The following is an 18,492-nucleotide window of genomic DNA, read 5'->3' on the forward strand; positions in this document are numbered from 1 at the left end:
TCACTCCTCCTTTACATGCGGATCACCTCCCTTCCGAGGGCCGAAATGGTTATGAAACAGCGGTTCCTTTTATCGAAAGAGTCCCGCCGGTGATACTGACGATCTCCATGATGATTTCCTTAAACCCTTTAATATCGAAGGCCCATGCCTCAGCTTTCCCTAACGTACTGCAGGCAGCGGAGGCATCATCAGATTTCACGCCTCTAATCGGAAGTCTCTGTCCTGACACCGATTTGCCCCAAAATTTCACCTCACTCGTTTCCGCTGTGCCATACAGCTCAACGAGTAAATGGGCGGCGCCGTCCACAGGTAACACGGCACCTTCGCCAGCGGACTCTGCATTTTCATGAAAGACAAAGTCAAACGTTTTGCCAGCTGCCACTTTCAGCCGTCCATCATCTGTTTGATATTCCGAAAAGTCAATCTGCAAAGGGGCTTTTTCACTTAAACGCACATCCATTTCTCCCGCGCCGACTGATTGGTATAAAACAAACTCTGATTGCTGAAGATTCCCGTTCACAAAGCGGAAGCGGTAATAGCGTTTAGACAGATACACCCAGTCCGTTTCCGTCAGGACACCTGCTGCGACATTAATTGCTGCTGTCGTTGTCCAAGCATTGTTGTTGTCGCTTTCTTCTATAAAGAGCGTGCCTTCACGATCTCCATACGCCCAGCCCTTCACTTTCGAAATCAGAACTGTGCCAAGCCTGTCTTGCCCGAGCTGACTGTATGCCTCAGTCGCCTTTAGCGCGGCATTTGTTAAAATCTCCGCTACACCTGAGAGATTCGAAACAGGTGTGACAAAATCGGTTTTTTCTCCTCTATACGGCTTCACAGCTCCAGCTTTTCCAGTCTTATCGAGAGGAAACTCATATTGATACTTGACCATTTTTATCCTCCTTTTCATGTAAAAACGAGCAAAATAAAAAAGCCTACATGGCTTTACCGGTAATTTCTTTATACTGGTCAGAAGTGATCAGCTTTTTGTTCATACCCTCTGCCAGATCCTCAATTGAACAGTCTTTATATGCTAAGGCCTGCTTTACCATATCCGTTGTCGCCCACTCATAATAGAGGGCAAGCACCCAATAATTCATTCAGCATGATCTCCTTTCAAGGAAAGTAATGAAAGCTTTATATCTGACAGCTCGCTCCCCAACGTTTTGTTTAGTTCTTCAAGCTGCTTGCGTGCCAGCTTTTCCTGCGACAATTCCTGAGCGAGTAGCTCCACCTGATCAGGCGGCTCATACGGTGGGTTTTTTTGCAGCTCCTCCCACCAGGATTCGAGTTCTTTTTGGGTTGGGATGGGGGCGCGCAGGTTCCATTTTTCAATATAAGAACCATTGCCGTCATTCCTCAGCTCAAAATCCTTTCTTGCCACAGCGTCAGGGTATTTGTACATGATTGCGTCGTATAATATCATTTTTTCACCTCCTATACTCTAGGATAATTGTGCCCTCCAAGTTCAATAATATCAAAATAGTTAATAATACCGTCTCTATCTTGTACATAGCGTGTAGCGGAACCTGAATATCCGACATATACATATATTTCAACATAATCTCCTGCGTTCAGTGGCACTGTAACTGATCCTGTGACAGTTGCATTAAATTCACTAGTGTCATTATTATCTTTTGGGGAAGGCATTCTATACTGATCCATTAATTTATATTTTGATCCGTTGACATAAACATATAGCTCAAAATTAGAATATTGTAATGTGTTTTCTATTATTAAACTAGCTCCGACTAAATACATCCCTGAATGACTTGCTATAAATCTTGAATTATTTGTATCGTATATTTTATGGCTGTCCTTAATAATACGATTATAATTAATTTTTTGAGTTTCACCTTTTATTAGTTCTTGTTTTCCTGTAGTGCCTACATTCACATGAGCAAACCCAGATATTTTCTCCCACTCTGACCAACCTGATTGCGGATACCAATGACGAACCCAAATACCTATTCCAGCGTATGAATATGAAAAATTGCCATTACTATAAAAATACTGAGTAAATCGATAACTATTGTATTTTTCGTTTTTCACAATGCCCATCTTTAATGGATAACCTGTCGTATTTTCTTGACCTATGTCCATCAAAGTAATACCCAAAGGGTAAGCATCACCGCCAGTTCTCGCATCTAGAATAGCATTGGCACCTGTTAGAATGGTTAATTTTTCATTTGTAAAATTGGAATTTATATAGTCTTTTGCAGACGCTAAAGATTTATCTGCTTTTTCCTGTGCACTGCTTTCAGTCGAAATTTTATTCCATCCCTGCCAACCTAAATTTCCATCAACGTAATTTGTGTACAAGTTATTTTTATAATCAACAGCAACTACATAACCATAAGTGCCATTGCCATTACTGTCAGTTGATGTAAAATGAAAAAAACCTCTGGTTGACAATGTAGAAGGGGCATTTGTTGGTTTCCCAGTAGAATAAAATGTGCCAAACGTTTTTCCTGTTTGAACAATCTTACTAAGGAAATCATCTGTATCTCCAATTGAAACAAGAACTCCACCTGAGTCATTCGTAATTTTAGAAAGTTGACCATTATTCCACTTATTACGTTCTATTGTAGTAATATGCACTGAAATATCTTTTGCATGATTAGATACTTTCGCCTCCGCTCCAGCTGTCGTCTCTAATTCAATCCAATCGGACCAGTTTCCTCCTGTAATCGTTTTCCGATACGTTTTATTAGCGTTATCAAAAGCGATAATCTGTCCGTAATTCCCGGTAGCATTAATTGTCCATATGCCCCTGACTGAAGTGCCTGGACCATTCACCGTTTTTGACAAGGAGGTGAAATGAACCATTCCAGTGTACTTCGGAACAATTTCATGGAAATCATCTGTTTCGCTTAAGTTTATTTTTGCTTGTCCGTTGTCTGCTGTGACTTTAAAAAGCTGACTGTTATTCCACTTGTCTTTGTCTGATTGTGTGACATGTATGTCCGCCTTTCCTGCATGAGCGTTCACTTTTGTTTGAGCGCCCTCCGTCGTCTCTAATTCAATCCAATTTGACCAGTTGCCGTTTAAGAGAGTTTTACGGAAAGTTTTATTATCATTTGTCATCACAATTACATGACCATTTAATTTGCTGTCACTGCAAGTCCAAAATCCTCTTCCTGAGCCGCCTGGTGAATTTAGAGGCGTGCCAGTATAAGAAAAATAAGTCAATGTAGGATAATTCAACAGTTCTGTATGGAAATCACTCGTGATATTGAACATAGGTTGTCCATTATCATTTGTAATCTTAGATAACTGACCGCCATTCCATTTGTCCCGCTCTTCCCCTGTAATATGCCGAACCTGATCTTGCTCATGTTGGTCAAAATCCTTCTTCGCTGCCTGCTGTACGTTATCCACGTTCCCCAGCCCGACTTGCGCCTTTGTTGTGTTGTGGGGGTTGTTCATGTCGTTTTTGTGGGCAGCTAGGTCTGTGTGGGCGTCTTTTATGCCTTTTTCCCAGCGGTTGACGTCGTCTTCGTTGATCGGGTCGTCGGGGAGCCAGTCTGTTTTTTCTTCGTATGCCATGTTTACACCACCTCAAAGGTAAATCTGAAATCGAGTGTTCTGTTTTCGCTGACGTCCAGATCAGTCTTTCTCTCTGTGATCACATTGCCCAGCTCGTCAAAAATTTGTACCGTTTCGATATGCTTGATGTCTTCCTCGCGTTTTGTCAGAACGGTGACTGTCGCACCGTCAATGGCGAGCTCTACTATTTCTGTTTTTTGGCCGTTGAGCAGCACGTGATCGATTCTGCTTTTTAGATCTGCCGCTGTGCGTTCTCTGTATATGGTTGAAATCAAGGTAAAACCACCTCATTGTTGTTAAGGGTGACAGAATAACCGACCTTCAGCTCACTAGCTGTTCGGTATCTGCGATGATTCAGGATGACTGTGTCTTTGATTTGAAGCGTCTCGTTTAATCCGCCTCTGAGCGTATACGCCAAATGAGCGGGCTTCATGTTATCTATGGCTTCGATCAGTTCATTCATATGCTGGAGGTCATCAATATTGATATCCACGTTAAATCGGTATTCGCCGGGAAGCAGGCGGACTTGTGCAGACGGGTTTTTCAAGAAACGGTTCACCGCCTGCTCAATGGCTTTGTAAGTGATTGGCGGAATGTTCGACATTTTTGAAATGAGCCTCAATCGTCTGATCTCATCGGTATCCCCTGATTCCCGCGGCACGTTTAAAATCTTTTCCCAGCGGCTGAGCCCCCATGTCGCTGTCGGCACAAATAGCTGATCCGTCAGATCAAATATGCTGTTATTCTGTTTATCAAACTCAGGCGCTTCCGCTTTCAGCAACTCGGCCATTTCTTTAAGGCTGGTGAGAAACGGAGGCAGATACGCTCTCATGTCATCTTGTTTGCTCAATGATTTTCACCTGCCCAAGCTTAGGAATTTCCACGTCGCTCAGCACCAGATTTTCAGAGGTGCCATTGATTTTAATATTGGAATAATCACTGACGGACGGTGAATTATAGACGATATTGTTAATTTGCGATAGGCGGATGACGTTGTCTTCGAACGCCATTTTCTTAAAGAGATTTAAAACGCCCTCTTCAATTTCCGACTTCACTTCATCAATCGAGTGATTAATCTCAGGCAGCACTTCGGCCGAAATCTCAACTTCCTTCCAGACCGCGCTTTCCACTGTAACTACGGCTCCGATTGGCGCCTGCCCCTCCCCTTGTCCTGATTCAGGGTCGATATAATCTTTCACTTTTTGAATTAAGATATCGGAAGCCGGCTGAAGATTAGCATTCGTGACGACAATTTTGACCGTGCCTTCCCCGTTCCAAAGCGGGAAGATCTTTGCTTTTCCAACACCGTCTACTTCTTCAGCCCACTCTTTATAATGCATTTTATTGGCACTGACAGCCTCACGCCGAACCCTTGTAAAATACCGTTCTCGTAAGCTGTCATCTCCTTCTTCCTCCCGTCCCGGAATCAGGATTTCTTTGACAATGGCTGTTTCTAAACCGGGAATGGTATCCAGTGACAGTAAATTGCGTCCGGTCAGATTGGCGTTTCCTGCTTCACCAGGTGTTTCACAGATGAGCGTCCCGTCTGCCGTATATTGAAAATAAAGATTATCCACGTAAAAGCGGGAGCCCGCGGGAATGGTAACTCCAGACGTAAACTCTCCCGCTCTGATCGCCTTTGTCGCGGCTGTCCGTTCAATCCCCGCTTCCGCTGCACGCCGGTCTAAAAATTCGCCTTGCGCAGTATCAGAGAAGACTAGCTCAAGCACAGTATCCAGCCATATATATGACTTCGCAAGCTCGGCTGCCGCCGGGGCTAACGCATTATAAATGACGCTGCCTTCTCTTGTGTCAATATCTGCGGAGATGCTGTTCAGCATACGCTCCATAATATCTTCAAAGGTTTGATCTTCAAACATCTTCGCCAATCACCTCCTCAATCTCAAGCGTCCCTTCATCTGTCTCTACCACAAAAGAAATATGAAACGCATCGCCTTGTTTTTCTATCTCAAAGTCTGTTACGGCAGATATCCGGTCATCATAAACCAGCGCCTCTTCTATCAGCCTCGGAATCTCCATTTTTTTGTAGGCATCAGTCGTCTCGTGATCTGTAAGCACGTCCTGAAGCTCATTTCCGACATTATGGCTGTATACGGAATACGCATAACGTTCTGTTTGTAAGGCGATATACACGAACTGTCTGATCGCTTCAAGCCCGGTAATCAGTTCATTTGTAATTCTTCCGTTTTCAAAATCTATTTTGTAGGTTTGCGAGGTTTCAATAACTTCACTATCATCTTCAAAATCCTCAAACTCCACTTCTGGTGTCAGGGCCATGGTGCCCACTCCTTTATGACAAGCTAAATAAAAACCCCTTCGTGCTGAAGCGGTTTGTCTATACTTTATCTAAAACAAAAAACGATTGACCGCCAGTCAGAGCCGCGGTCATGACGCGATCCCCCGGCTCGAGTGCATCGTCTCCTCCAGACTGCATCCGTTTTGGGATGATGATGGCGTCAGCCGGTATGATCAGTTTGCTGTTTTCTTTTAATTTGATTTCCACAGGAGAAACCGAAACGACTTCAGCTGGGAGCAGTTCCACCGGAGACTCAGCGTCAACTGCGCCGACGGCCAAATGTTTAATCGCCTCACTCAATCTCATCAGGAAACTCCTTCCGGCATGGTGTTCTTTTCGACTACATCAATGGTCATCGTATGTTTCGTTCCTTTAAACTCGTGCCGGTCCGTATCAACCCAATAGGTTTTCTTGATTCCGGCCTCCGGAATGGAAATATAGACAGGCAAGCCGCTCTGCACTTCCGGAATGCCGACTGCTTGAATATTTTTCAGTTCTTTTTTCACGCCCTTTTTTTCAGCAAGGCGCACATCTGCCCGCTGCTGAAGCTGAGCCTGGTTGATGTCATCTGTGACCGTTTCCGTATATTGAAGCACACCGTATTTGTTTAAGCCTGAACTGTCCTTGGCAGACGCTTTATACGTCTTATTGTCCTTCTGCCGGCGAAGCACCACCCGTGTTGCAGTGTCGTTTATGGAAGTGCTGTATTGGTATCCCGTGATATTGACACCCGTTTCCAGCACCCATACTTCCGACGGATCTGGCCAAGCGCGCAGACCGAGCTTTCCTTTTTCCGAATACAGCTGATAATGTCGTCCTGTCTGGCTTTTCGTCTGTTTCAATGCTTTTAAGATGATGTCATACAGGGTCGTATCATTTTTTATGACAAGGCTTTTGATTGTATGGCCTGTGTTCGCAATCGAGGTTGTCGGTATTTGAAAATCATTGGCAATCCTCCTGATCATCTGATCAGCACGCTGGTTGGAAAACACGTACACATCCTGGTTTTTGACCAGATACTGGAGCATATCATACGCGCTGAAAGCAAGCGTATGCTCGTCCGGCGTTCTTGCAAAAACAATGCCCCGAAAAAGCTCTTTTCCCTTCCATTTAAACAAGACTGTATCTCCTTCTGTGACGCTGTAATACGTCTGGTCGCCCTGTTTGATAACTATGGTCGCTTCAATGGAGCGCGGCGCCTGATAACGATGGCCTTCCAGCGATACGCTTTCTGCTACCAGCTCAAACCACTCTGTGTCTTTAATGACAAACAGTTCTATCATCATACATCACCTGTTTCATTGCGGTATCTTTAATTTTTGACCGGGAAAAATCCAGTGGCCCGGCTGCCTGATGTTTCGTTTGCTTCGTTTGATCATTGCTGTTTTATTGGCGTTCCAAATTTTACGCCACTGCGTGCTGTTCCCGTAAAACCTGCCGGCAATATCCCACAGCGTATCTCCCTTTTTCACTGTATAGGTTTTCGGAGAAGCCTTCGAAGGACGTTTTGCCTTTGTTTTTTTCTTCTGCTTGATTTTTCGGGGGGAAGCGGTTTTGTATTCTTTTAATTGAATATCAAACGAGCGATCGCCGATATCCTGCTGGCCTTCGCTATAGGAAAAACCTTCAATGCTGCAAGTCAGATTCACTTTGGTTCCCGTAATCAAAAACTGAACCGGTTTTTTGGCCTTCATCCATTTTTCAATTTTTGTTATCGCATTTTCCGGCGACGGGAAGTTTTGATATTCTGCTATCGGACTGTATTTCTTCGGAAAAAACGAAGAGAACGAAATTTCTTTCGCTCCCTGTTCGTCAATAAATGTAAGGTCACCAAACTTGGCTACTTTAACCGTCTCATTCTGAACCGTATTTGAAATATTCAGCTGGTCGGGAAGAACGGGGAGCCGCAGCTTGTCCTTCCCTTGTGAAATCCAAAATTCATATACGGATTTAGTCAAATGCAACGACTCCCTTCGTTCCAATATTGATATCCTTTTGCAGCTCGTCTACAAGCGCCTGCTTGATTTTCGCCGCAAGGGTCTCGGCGTCTTGTCCATTATGAAAGTGCTGGTCACCGTTAAATTGAATATAAATCTCTTTTGATCCGGAAACCGCTGCCGTTGGCCGGCTAGCTGAAGTAACAGCGGAAACTTGTCCTGATGAAAGCTCAGACTGCTGGGATTGAGATGGATCTGTCACTTCCATACCAAGAGCCTGTGCCGCTCTCTGAAGGAGGTAGCGGCCGCGTATGCCCCGCTCCTCCGGAATGATCCATTCCCGCTTATTTCCTTCTCCGACACGGGCGATTTGCTCTTTTGTAATCAGCCCGCCGTTGGCATATCCAACATACGGTCCGCCATGATTCAAGCTTTTAATCCCCGGCACATTGTTGATTGACCCATATCTGCTTTTAATATAGCCGATCGCAGCAGCTGCGTTGTGAATCGGGTTTTTAATGTTACCCATGCCGGGTGCTTTATGATCGTTAAAGGTGCTCGGAATTGTCTGCATGAGCCCTTGTGACGGATGCCCCGCTTTTGCGTTGCTGTCCCATAGGTTAATGGCATTCGGATTTCCGCCTGATTCATGCTGCGCAATCGTCATTAGTCCAGGAAGCCAGCTCATCGGTGTCTTTGTGGCCATGAGAGCGGCCATAATCCACTGTTTCACATTCCCGCTCATCGCGCCCATTCCTGAATAGGCCGCCGCCAGTGATCCAGCTTGTTTTTCAGCATATTTCTTTACATCTACTGATCCAAGACCTTTGACAACACCGATTGAAGCAAAACGCCCTAAGCTCATCATGACACGAGAAGGTGAATGGATATCTAATTCCTCACGGAAAGCCTGCTCCACTCTCTTCGCCATATCCTTTGCTGCTTGCTTCACTTCACTGGATTTAGAATTCATGCCTGTCACAAAGTTTCCAACCAAGCCAGAACCCCAGCTGTTGGATGTGTTTTTTGAACGCAGGAACGGTTTGTCAACATGTGAGCTTACATACTGCGCTGTCCCTGTTTGGGTTGAGTTCTGTCCTTGCGCAAAGCCTTTGACCGTACCTGTTCCCCATGATGACGATTTGTTTACAGTTGCTTGGAACGGTGTTTTAACTTTTGATTGCAAAAAGCCGTCTGTTCCGGTTGCTGTACCGTTTTGGCCCTTGGCATACCCGCTTACCATTTGTTTTCCGTAGTTTGGTGAAGCCGATATCATTTGCGTAAATGGCGTATTGATGTTTTTCTTCTTCCAATCTTCCATTTTAACCGGCTGATTGCTGATGCCTTTACCAAATCCTTCTGAAAATTGCTGTCCGAGTGTGGACGTTTGGCCTGTAAGATTTGCAGTGTCCATTGATGGGGAGGCTGATCCTGATAACGGACTGGCAGCCGCTCCTCCTGATACAGATACCGAACTTCCAGCTGAAGACGAAGCGGCACCCATGTCGTCTACAACTTGCATACCTAGCTTAGACGCCGCTTGTGAAAGAAGCATCTTCCCTCGGCCTCGGTTGTTGTCAACCGGGATAACGAATTCCTTGCCGGCTTCACCGATCCACGAGATGGTTGGTTTGGTGATGTAGCCGCCTGTGGCCTTTTTATCAGGATCCTTACCTTTATTCGGATCTCCGCCGCCGGTTACAAAATTAATCACTTTACTAGCTACGCCGCCAGCTTTATCCCAGATTTGCTTCACCCAGCCGAACGCTTTAGAAAAAGCATCTGAAATGGCTTCTCCAACCTTTGTAAGAGGTTCTTGAATATTCTTTTTAAACCAGCCGCTCAGACCCTTCCAAATGTTCTTGACGGTGTCTATAGCTTTTTTGAAAGCGTCAGAAATTCCCTTGCCTACATCTGAGACTGTATTTTTGACCGGGTTCCAAACTGTATCCATGAACCATCCCGATACCGTACTGAAAACACTCTTAATCTTATTCCAAGCACCAGTCATTTTATCCCAGATTGTGGTTGCAGCTCCGATAACAGCGGATTTGACTGGGCCCCACACATTGCTCATAAACCATGAAGCAACTGCACTGAACACATTTTTAATCGTCGTCCATGCGTTTACAATTTTAGACCATATAGCTGTAGCCACACCTACAACGGCTGATGATACTGGTGTCCAAACATTGTCCATAAACCAGGTTGATACGGTACTGAAAATTGTTTGTATCGTTGTCCATGCATTTACGATGTTTGACCATATACTTGTAGCCACACCCACAACTGCGGTTGACACAGGTGTCCAGACATTGTCCGTAAACCATGTTGAAACAGTACTGAATATCGTTTGTATCGTTGTCCATGCGTTTACGATGTTAGACCATATACTTGTAGCCACCCCCACAACCGCGGATGACACTGGTGTCCAAACATTGTCCGTAAACCATGTTGATACAGTTCCCCAAGTATCTTGAATGGCAGACCAGGCATTTTGCGCGCCTTCTGTAATGCTATTCCATGTATCACTTAGAGCGCCGGCATCAATTGCCTTCCCTAAACTTTCACCACCGAAAGTCCCGGCAATTCCTCCTACAACACCGCCAATAGCAGTTCCGACTCCCGGCACAACGCTTCCAATAGCCGCTCCGGCAGCTGCTCCGGCTAAACCTCCGCCGGCTGAACCAACTTTTTCACCGGCATTATCCTTATTGATTCCGGCTAAGTCAGTAAGAGACAAAATTTCACCTAATCCCGGTATCCCTTTTGCGGCTCCTTTTAAGCCCTTCAGTCCACCTTTTAAGCCTTTTGATTCTCCCAATGTTTTCATAAGACCTGAAAAACCTTTGCCTGATGCTCCTTTAGCTGCTTTTGCAGATTTAGGCGTATTCACAGAATTTGTTTTATTGTCTTTGGTTGATGAACCGTTTCTATTTTTGACTTTTTTGCTTTTGCCTGTACTGATTCCAGCACAGCAGCAGCCGCAAGCCCCGCCCCATTTACCGCCTGACTTCTTTGATTTAGAACCTGATGATTTTTGGTTCATAGAAGGTTTTTTAGTGCGGTTTGAGTTGTTAGAAGTTGAGTTCTTAGTATTGGCTTTGGAGGCTTTTTGTTTGCCTTTGCTTTCACTGCCAAGCAGGCCTCCAAAATCCAAATTCCCCAGCTTTTCAGCAATACCTTTTATAATCTTTTCAAAAAACTCTCCCACTTTTTCAATAATTTTATCAGGGCTGAATTTCTCAAACTTTTTTGCGATTTTCGAGACAATATTATCAAAAAACTTCTCTGCTTTATTGGCAATTTTATCCGGATTCAAAAAATTAAATTTTTCTGAGATTTTGTCAACAATATTTGTTACAAAGTCTTCTGCTTTAGTGATAATCGCGTCTGGACTGAATTTGCTCACGATATCATCCACTTTTTTCATAAAGGAGTCTGTAAACTTGTCCAGTTCGTTAAAAATGGTTTCCGGGCTGAATTTACTTACGACATCGTCCACTTTATTCATAAAGGAATCTGTAAACTTATCCAGTTCGTTAAAAATAGTTTCCGGGCTGAATTTGCTTACGATATCATCTACTTTTTTCATAAAGGAATCTGTAAATTTGTCCAGCTGCTTAAAAATAGCTTCTGGGCTGAATTTACTTGCGATTTCGTCTACTTTTTTCATAAATGAGCCTGTAAACTTATCCAACTGTTTAAAAATGGATTCAGGACTGAATTTACTTGCGATTTCATCTACTTTCTTCATAAAAGAGCCTGTAAACTTATCCAGCTGTTTTAGAACCGTTTCCGGGCTGAACTTTGTCGCAATCGCATCCACTTTACTCATAAATGATGTTGTGAACTTATCCAGCTGAGCCAGAATCGTTTCTGGGCTGAACTTTGACGCGATTGCATCCACTTTGCCCATAAATGATGTTGTGAACTTATCCAGCTCTGTCAAAATCGTCTCTGGACTGAACTTCGTCGCGATTTCGTCCACTTTTCCCATAAAGGAGCTTGTGAACTTATCCAGCTCTGTCAAAATCGTCTCTGGACTGAATTTACTTGCGATTTCGTCCACTTTTCCCATAAAGGAGCTTGTGAACTTATCCAGCTCTGTTAAAATCGCCTCCGGGCTGAACTTCTCAGCTATCTCTGTCATTTTAGATGTAATGGATTCTGTGTATGATTCTAATTTTGAGGTGATCGATTCGGGTGTAAAATGTTCAAATTCCTTCAAAAAGGTATTTTTTAATTCCTCAATTGCATTGCTGATACCGGCTGTACCTTCACTAATAAATGAATCTAAAAGGCCTCCGCCTCCTGATTCTGTGGCTCCTCCAGATCCTGGGTTCAATCCGTTGCAGCAGCAGCACGCATTTTCTGCCGGAGTTTTTTCTTCGGGACCGAACACTTTATCTAATAAAGCATAAAACTTATCATCTAGTATTTTTTCCGGATTAAACTTTTCAAATTTTTGGGTAACACGATCAATAACGGCTTCTTTATATTCAGTTACTTTTTCATCTAGCTTTTCTTTAATCTTTTTTTTGCCTTCTTCAACGAGGTTTCCCCAGAAGGAACCGCCTTCTTTTTCTTCTCCCTTTTTGCTCTCTGCTTTCTTAGCTGCTGGGGGAGCTGTTTTCTCAGCTGTCTTTAGTTTCCCAAAGTTATCAATTTTCTTCTGAAGTTCATCCAGCCTTTTTGATACCTGATCATTTAAAGTGAGCTGAATTTGATTATCTTTTTGTGTGAGTGTATCAATGCCTGCTGAAATTCGACCGACTGTTTTCATGACGTGATCAATTACGCGTATCGTAACAGAGTAACCATTTTTAAGTGCGGTTTCCATATAACGCTGTATTTTTTGCACAGCCGGCGAAACTTGATCTTCCGCGCTCAGCATAATCGTAAAGCCTTTAAAACCCGCAACAAGCTCTCTTAATCGTTCAAACTTTTCTGTTGCTCGATCACTAGCGTCTATTTTAATGGATACAGATGCCGGCAATCCCTGCAATTGAATTTGAACCTGCTGAATGACAGTGCTGGCGTTATCCTCAGCTGAAATGGAAATCATTTGAGCGCCAAGCTTTTTCTTTAATGATTTTTGTATGCGGTCAATTGTCTTTAATACAGTTTTACTTTCTTTTCGTATATCGATAGCGCTTTTTCGCTGCACCATTTTTCTATACTTTTCAAGCGACCTAAATCCATTTTGTATTTTTCTTAACTTTTTGCTTACACGGTCTTCCATTTCAAATCTTGCTGTCAACTTTGCCAATTACGATGCCCCTCCTTTCTTTGCTTGTTTTTCAAGGAGATCTAGCTTATATCCAATCAGCCCATACAAAAGCGCCTTAAAGTTTCTAGGCGCTTCATACAGTTTTAATAAATCTGATGGAGAATAATGAAGCTCGTGCATCGCATAGTAGAGGTACACGGCTTCTTTATGCCCATCCTTGATTAGTTTTTTACTTCTTCTTCCAGATCCTCTAATTCATCTTCGAAACCATTAATCTCAATCGCTTTGTTTAACCAGTTCGCATATTCGCCTCCAACTGAGAGGACGCGTTTCGCAACTTCTACCGGGTCGGCCGTTTTGTAAGCTTCTCGAAGCTCTTTTGAACGGAAGTCCGGATAAACGGTTGATTCAACTGCGATTCGGGCATAAAAGCGCTGGCTGTCTAAATCTTTTACACGGCCTCTGCCTTTGACATTTTTATAAGTTGTTGTTTCTTTCTCTAATTCATCAATGCGCTCCGTCGTGATCGCTTTAAAAATAAATGGTACGATGTCCCCTTTTTTATCAACAAAACGCTTTGAGATCGGCACTTTGATTTCCTCAGCTTCAATTGTTTTTCCCGGCATAAAAAAGGAAAGATCATATACGTTTTCGTTCTTCTCGCTCATGTAAAAAACTCCCTTGTCTTTTGATTGATTTCATCGTGTAAAAAACAGACCTTTCTGAGAAAGGTCTGCGTATGGCTTGTTCAACCTTGATTAAAACGTGTCAGAAAGCTTTTCAGGCACGTCGAAGTCTTCGAATGTAAATGGAACTTCTTCCTCTAACGCTTCTGAATCGACATCAAGGCTTGCGATTTTGGCAGAGTCAAAGTTGACGTCGTACAGCGTGACTCGCTCTGTGCCTCGGCCGGAGGATTGATCATCCAGAACAGCTTGGAGTGTGAAGTATGGATCGCTGCCTTTTTTGACATAGTCCATCATCAGGATCACGAATTTTGATGTGACTTTATAAAACGTTGCTGTTCCAGTTCCGTTTGCCCCTGTTGTTTTATGGCCTGTCATGCGGCGGCCCATAATGTTTACTTCAGACTTGTTTTTCTCGACGTTTGCTTCAAATGTTTTGATGTGCGCCATTTCTTCGCCATCAAGAAATAAGCGGCCTTCTTTACCTGAAATTGTGTTTTGAGCTTTTAATGCCATATTAGTTTACCTCCACATTAAAGTAGAATTTTTCTGCTGCGTCGACAGGCTGTACAGCCAGGTCAATCAAGAAGCCGTCACGGTCTTCATTCATTGAAATGGTGATATCTTCATCAGAATCAAAGCCAGTGATGCCGCCAGCATCCTGAAGGGTTGTCATGTATTGCGTGATCATCGTTTTCACATACTGAAGTCCGTCTTCAGACGCCGGAATATCGCTTCCGCTGCCTTTTCTTGATTTAATTAAGGCTTTCAGCTCGCGTGTTAAATCATTATTTACGGCGTCCAGGACACGGACAATTTTGTTTTTCGCAAATTTTTTGTTTTTCTCGGCTGTAAACGTGACGAGTGAGTTAATGTCTTTTTCTACGCTGACGGATTTATCGCGGGCGTCGAATGTGAATAAAAATTCGCCTTTGCCCAGACGTTCAACAATCGTATCGTGGTCAAGGCGGTGTAACACATCAACGGCGCCTTCGTACTCAACGAACGTCAGTGATTGGTTAAAGGTTGCTCCTGCGCTCGCTCCAGCTACCCAAGCCGTTGCTTTGTCCGGCGTAACTTCCGTGCCATCTTCGAGCAGCACACCTTCTGTTACGTTGATGATGCCTTCATAGTCACCGGAATAATTCGCTGTGACCCCTTGCACTTTTTGTCCTTGGCCGTCGCGCAGACGCTTAATGAAAGCAGCAAATGTCGCCTTCAGCTGATCACCTTCCGCAACAGGCAGCGCAATCACATCAAAATTCTCCGTTTCAGCTGCGGCTAAGAAATCTGTATAGTCGGAGTTGACAGGGGCTTTATCCGTACCGCCGGATAAACGGATTCCTGCAGATGCATTCAGAGATTCAGCTGCAGTCTCTCCTTCTGATCCAGTGAGCGGAATCGTCGAAGAAAGATCGCCTGTTCCGGTAAAGGTGACATAGCCGTTAGCAGTTAATTCTTCAGCCTTTTTGACGGTCTGTTTATCAACCTCTGACTCATCCATATACGTTGTCACATCGAAAGAAGCAGCATCCAGCACATTGGGGTTAATGCGGATGATAATGTCATTTCCTTTTGATCCGCCATATACAGCAGTCGCTTTGACACCTTCAGCAATATCAGCAGACGCACGGACACCTTCGGTTAGACGGTACATTAATACCGTTTTCGCATTTTTCTTTGCTTCACGCAAAAGCAATAATGATGGATCATCAATGCTAAGGCCCACTTTTTTGTTTAAATCTTCTACGCTGGAAATGGAGACAAACGTTTTCGCTTCCCCCCAGCTTGATGCAACCGGGAGTGCGACTGTTCCCCGTTCTCCGAGTGACACCCGCTCCTGCGCTGTCGTTTTAAAGTTAAAATAAATGCCTGCACGTTCTTTTTCTTTTCCTGTTGTAAATGTTCCGCCATTCATGATGACATGACCTCCTTGGTTAGAAATGTTTGAATCAATTGATTGGCTTCTGATTTCGTCATACGTGTTTGATCCACGCCAAATAAAGCCCCCTGAAGGATATCCGGCTTAACGCCGAACAGCTCCTTCGCGTGCTTAATCAAATCCGCTGTATCAAAAAGAGTTTCCCGGCTCTCTGTATGTACAGCCTTCTTCTGTTGTTTGTCCTTTGCCACCGCTTATTTCACCCCGCTGTTCATGTCGATATCCTGTAAGACAGGCTGTTCTGTTTTGTGATAATAATACCGGCTGCTCCACCTGATCACCATGACCGCCTCGCCCCTGTCTCCGACCCTTGTCTCAATTCGGGTGATGCGGACCATATCCCCCGTCTTCTCACCTGATTCACTTAGCAGCGGAACCATATTTCTCACTTCTCTGATGGCATCCGCGAGCCTGTCCGCTTCATCAAGCGCCTGAACGGAGTCAAGATGAAACAGCTTCACATTGAGACTGTAGGTTTTTTTAAATGTGGAGACCGTATCTGTTTCCTCGAAAACAGATGGCGATGGGACGTATAACGACGGCACCTGAAACTGATCAGGCAGCTCACGTTCATAAATGGGAACAGACCACCTGCTGTACAAAAATGCCATGATCGATCCTGTTTCGCTGTTCATCCTGTTCCCTCCTTTATAGCTTCTTCAGCCACTGGCGCAATTTGTTTTTCAGCGATTTTTCAAACAGCTGTTCATATAAAAGAAGTGCATGATCCCAGTATCTCGTGCCCGCGATCCATTTTCTCTTGAGCGCCATTCCCGTTGAAGCCGCGGGATCATAAATAAACCGCGAGCCTTGGAAATGCCCTGGCACCCACCTCACGTCTTCTTTTGAGGTCCAATGGCCGTCATTAAGAAATGAGGCGTGATCAAGCTGTGTACCCACCTCAAGCGAAAGCCCGCCGCTTTGCACAATCCAGAGATTGTCCTCTGCGCCTTTCTCAAAGGAACTGAGCAGTTTTTCTGTATCAATCGTTTGTGTGCTGATGAGTTCAGATTGGACGATCTCCAGAAAATCTTGCCCGCACTCTTCAAGCCACTGGGACGCCTGACGCGAAAATCCGCCTGATGCCGCCTTTTTTAATGACGTGTTTAGCTGTTTCAGCCCCGCTATTTTCATAGGCTTTCATCCCTGACCGCGATGACTTCCCAATGATGATGCCTGATCCTTTTTGGCAGCTTTAGTATATATTTATGATTCTCCCAAATGATTTTATCGTTCACGCGGATGTCCGCTGACAACGGAAAATGGACGAGAAAGCTGTGATATACAGTTTGATCAGGCTCCTCCTGGATCAGCTGCTGCGTTTTTTCAGTAAAATAGCAAGGGACATCTTGTTCATCGGGTGTATCCGGATATAAAGTCACCGGCTGCAGCTTGTCCGCCGGAATCCCAAATCGGCCTGCAGACGGCGCTTGAGTCGCTTCATGATAAATGTCGCAGCGGTGAATGAGCATCCGCTGATAGCTCATAAGGACCTCACCTTCAGTCTGGAGGACTCAGGGACGTAGCCCGGCGTAATAAACTCTTCGAGCAAATGATACACCACTGGCCGCTGAATGCCGCCTTCTCCGGAAACCGTGTAGGAATAATCCCCCATTTTTTCAGACTGATAGCTTGATGAGGCTGATTCATCGCTGTTCACAAGCGCAAAATACTGGGCTAACTTCAGCAAAGCCAATTTCGCCTTGTCGGGCAGCGGGTCATAAACGCTGTCTTCAAAGCGGTGGCCCGTGATGAGAGCCGCTTCCGCTTCCGCCTCGATGATATCCTGCGCCAGCAGTTCTTCCGGTCTGTTTTTCACTCGATCATAGACCGAATAGGAGGCTACGTCAGTCGGTTCAATGAGCATGAGCTGACCACCCCGTTTCTATTATTCTTTTACGTTAATTAATTTAGCGCAGGCATCCTCTTCCTCGAACTTGCTGTCCAGCTTGGCCGTTAAGACAATAATGAATTTACGTGAGCGGATGTCTTTGTCGACTTCAATTCGGATATTGCGGGAGAAGCCAAGAATGATATTTTTCGGATGTGTGAGAATGATGTCGGAAGCGTCATATTGCGCGTCTCCCTCTCCGACTGTGTACGGCTGAATATTGGATACCCCTTTGACCGGTACGCCGAATGCTGTTGACAAGCCGCCCTGAACAGCCTGGTCCCCAAGGTTTGTCTGGCGGTCTGCCACGCGGTCCTTCCATTCAACTTCTAAGCCGTGCGACGTATAGAATCTGAATTCCTGAGGGATGCGCAAATATTTCGGCGGAACAGCCTTTAAGCCTTTCTTGAATGTCGCTCTGGACAGTTCTTCACCGTTCATGTCAACGATGTGGGACACCGCTTGTTTGCGGATGCCGTCCAGCTGCGCCAGATACGGATCATGTGATGCTGTATCACCGTTTACAATCAGCTCTTCAATATCAACGGCTGCGCGCTCTGCTAAAATCTGCATGATCGTCTGCTGAAGGCCGTCTTTTTCAATATTGTTTTCGAGTGTGTCATACGTAATGTTGATTTCCGCAATGACTTCCTTCGTGTTCAGCTGGACAGTGCTTGTCGTTGGAACTGTCAGCTCGTCGTTTGACAGTGCTTTTCCTTCTTGTGCAGCCCGCAGAATACGCTGGCCGAAGCCGATTTTCTCAAATTTTTGCGAGTCGTTTTCCATTTGAATCACGCGGGATTCACTGAAAATGGTCGGCGTGTTTTGCACCATGCGGATAAAAGCCGATGCTTGCGCAGGGTTCATAAGTCCGCCGCTTTTTAAAGCAGAAAGCGACATTTCCGCTTTCCGAATGATCTCTTGATTTCTCAATTGATTT

General features: G+C 44.6%; 22 protein-coding genes. All 22 read right to left on the reverse strand.

Translation table 11 applies throughout. The features are described 5' to 3' along the window. Positions 1–49 precede the first annotated feature (49 nt). Entirely contained in the window at positions 50–889 is an 840-nt protein-coding gene (gene xepA, locus CVV77_RS05965; protein WP_100274839.1) for a phage-like element PBSX protein XepA, read from the reverse strand. Between the two features lie 43 nt (positions 890–932). Then, positions 933–1,097 (reverse strand): XkdX family protein, encoded by a 165-nt coding sequence (locus CVV77_RS05970; RefSeq protein ID WP_100274840.1) that lies wholly within the window; start codon positions 1,095–1,097, stop codon positions 933–935. Then, positions 1,094–1,423 carry an XkdW family protein gene (locus CVV77_RS05975; RefSeq protein WP_088111063.1) on the reverse strand — a complete coding sequence of 110 codons (330 nt, stop codon included), beginning with the start codon at positions 1,421–1,423 and terminating at the stop codon, positions 1,094–1,096. Before CVV77_RS05975 ends, CVV77_RS05970 begins: the two co-directional genes overlap by 4 nt. Before the next feature lie 11 nt (positions 1,424–1,434). After that, the gene (locus CVV77_RS22635) at positions 1,435–3,546 is read right to left on the reverse strand and encodes a terminase (protein ID WP_100274841.1); all 2,112 of its coding nucleotides are present in this window, start codon (positions 3,544–3,546) and stop codon (positions 1,435–1,437) included. A gap of 2 nt (positions 3,547–3,548) precedes the next feature. After that, positions 3,549–3,821 (reverse strand): hypothetical protein, encoded by a 273-nt coding sequence (locus CVV77_RS05985; protein WP_003232665.1) that lies wholly within the window; start codon positions 3,819–3,821, stop codon positions 3,549–3,551. Further along, positions 3,818–4,396, reverse strand: coding sequence for a YmfQ family protein (locus CVV77_RS05990; RefSeq protein WP_100274842.1), 579 nt, complete (start codon positions 4,394–4,396; stop codon positions 3,818–3,820). Before CVV77_RS05990 ends, CVV77_RS05985 begins: the two co-directional genes overlap by 4 nt. Continuing rightward, positions 4,380–5,426, reverse strand: a complete 1,047-nt coding sequence (locus tag CVV77_RS05995) for a baseplate J/gp47 family protein (protein ID WP_100274843.1) — start codon at positions 5,424–5,426, stop codon at positions 4,380–4,382. Before CVV77_RS05995 ends, CVV77_RS05990 begins: the two co-directional genes overlap by 17 nt. Beyond that, positions 5,419–5,844 carry a DUF2634 domain-containing protein gene (locus CVV77_RS06000; RefSeq protein ID WP_019258158.1) on the reverse strand — a complete coding sequence of 142 codons (426 nt, stop codon included), beginning with the start codon at positions 5,842–5,844 and terminating at the stop codon, positions 5,419–5,421. The genes CVV77_RS05995 and CVV77_RS06000 overlap by 8 nt, the downstream gene beginning before the upstream one ends. Before the next feature lie 58 nt (positions 5,845–5,902). Further along, a complete protein-coding gene (locus CVV77_RS06005) occupies positions 5,903–6,169 on the reverse strand; it encodes a DUF2577 family protein (protein WP_019258157.1) in 267 nt (88 codons plus the stop codon). Then, positions 6,169–7,146, reverse strand: coding sequence for an XkdQ/YqbQ family protein (locus CVV77_RS06010; RefSeq protein WP_100274844.1), 978 nt, complete (start codon positions 7,144–7,146; stop codon positions 6,169–6,171). Before CVV77_RS06010 ends, CVV77_RS06005 begins: the two co-directional genes overlap by 1 nt. A gap of 15 nt (positions 7,147–7,161) precedes the next feature. Continuing rightward, positions 7,162–7,821 (reverse strand): LysM peptidoglycan-binding domain-containing protein, encoded by a 660-nt coding sequence (locus CVV77_RS06015; protein WP_024121074.1) that lies wholly within the window; start codon positions 7,819–7,821, stop codon positions 7,162–7,164. Further along, positions 7,814–13,072, reverse strand: coding sequence for a transglycosylase SLT domain-containing protein (locus tag CVV77_RS06020; protein ID WP_100274845.1), 5,259 nt, complete (start codon positions 13,070–13,072; stop codon positions 7,814–7,816). The genes CVV77_RS06015 and CVV77_RS06020 overlap by 8 nt, the downstream gene beginning before the upstream one ends. Next, a complete protein-coding gene (locus CVV77_RS06025) occupies positions 13,073–13,213 on the reverse strand; it encodes a hypothetical protein (protein WP_080010069.1) in 141 nt (46 codons plus the stop codon). 41 nt (positions 13,214–13,254) lie between these two features. Then, positions 13,255–13,701 carry a phage tail assembly chaperone gene (locus CVV77_RS06030; RefSeq protein ID WP_003327445.1) on the reverse strand — a complete coding sequence of 149 codons (447 nt, stop codon included), beginning with the start codon at positions 13,699–13,701 and terminating at the stop codon, positions 13,255–13,257. Between the two features lie 90 nt (positions 13,702–13,791). Next, positions 13,792–14,235 (reverse strand): phage tail tube protein, encoded by a 444-nt coding sequence (locus CVV77_RS06035; RefSeq protein ID WP_003239114.1) that lies wholly within the window; start codon positions 14,233–14,235, stop codon positions 13,792–13,794. Position 14,236: 1 nt separating this feature from the next. Then, positions 14,237–15,637 carry a phage tail sheath family protein gene (locus CVV77_RS06040; RefSeq protein WP_100274846.1) on the reverse strand — a complete coding sequence of 467 codons (1,401 nt, stop codon included), beginning with the start codon at positions 15,635–15,637 and terminating at the stop codon, positions 14,237–14,239. Next, a complete protein-coding gene (locus tag CVV77_RS06045; protein WP_084995110.1) occupies positions 15,634–15,852 on the reverse strand; it encodes a YqzN/YkzM domain-containing protein in 219 nt (72 codons plus the stop codon). The genes CVV77_RS06040 and CVV77_RS06045 overlap by 4 nt, the downstream gene beginning before the upstream one ends. A gap of 3 nt (positions 15,853–15,855) precedes the next feature. Continuing rightward, a complete protein-coding gene (locus CVV77_RS06050; RefSeq protein ID WP_100274847.1) occupies positions 15,856–16,296 on the reverse strand; it encodes a phage portal protein in 441 nt (146 codons plus the stop codon). A 13-nt stretch (positions 16,297–16,309) separates the two neighbouring features. Next, the gene (locus CVV77_RS06055) at positions 16,310–16,795 is read right to left on the reverse strand and encodes an HK97 gp10 family phage protein (protein WP_100274848.1); all 486 of its coding nucleotides are present in this window, start codon (positions 16,793–16,795) and stop codon (positions 16,310–16,312) included. Continuing rightward, the gene (locus CVV77_RS06060; RefSeq protein WP_019258147.1) at positions 16,792–17,148 is read right to left on the reverse strand and encodes a YqbH/XkdH family protein; all 357 of its coding nucleotides are present in this window, start codon (positions 17,146–17,148) and stop codon (positions 16,792–16,794) included. The genes CVV77_RS06055 and CVV77_RS06060 overlap by 4 nt, the downstream gene beginning before the upstream one ends. Further along, positions 17,145–17,528, reverse strand: coding sequence for a protein YqbG (gene yqbG / locus CVV77_RS06065; protein WP_003239123.1), 384 nt, complete (start codon positions 17,526–17,528; stop codon positions 17,145–17,147). Before yqbG ends, CVV77_RS06060 begins: the two co-directional genes overlap by 4 nt. Positions 17,529–17,549: 21 nt before the next feature. Next, a complete protein-coding gene (locus CVV77_RS06070; RefSeq protein ID WP_019258146.1) occupies positions 17,550–18,485 on the reverse strand; it encodes a phage major capsid protein in 936 nt (311 codons plus the stop codon). Positions 18,486–18,492: the final 7 nt, after the last annotated feature.

This window comes from Bacillus sp. SN1, from assembly GCF_002796895.1.
In the GTDB taxonomy this organism is placed as follows: Bacteria; Bacillota; Bacilli; order Bacillales; family Bacillaceae; genus Bacillus; species Bacillus inaquosorum.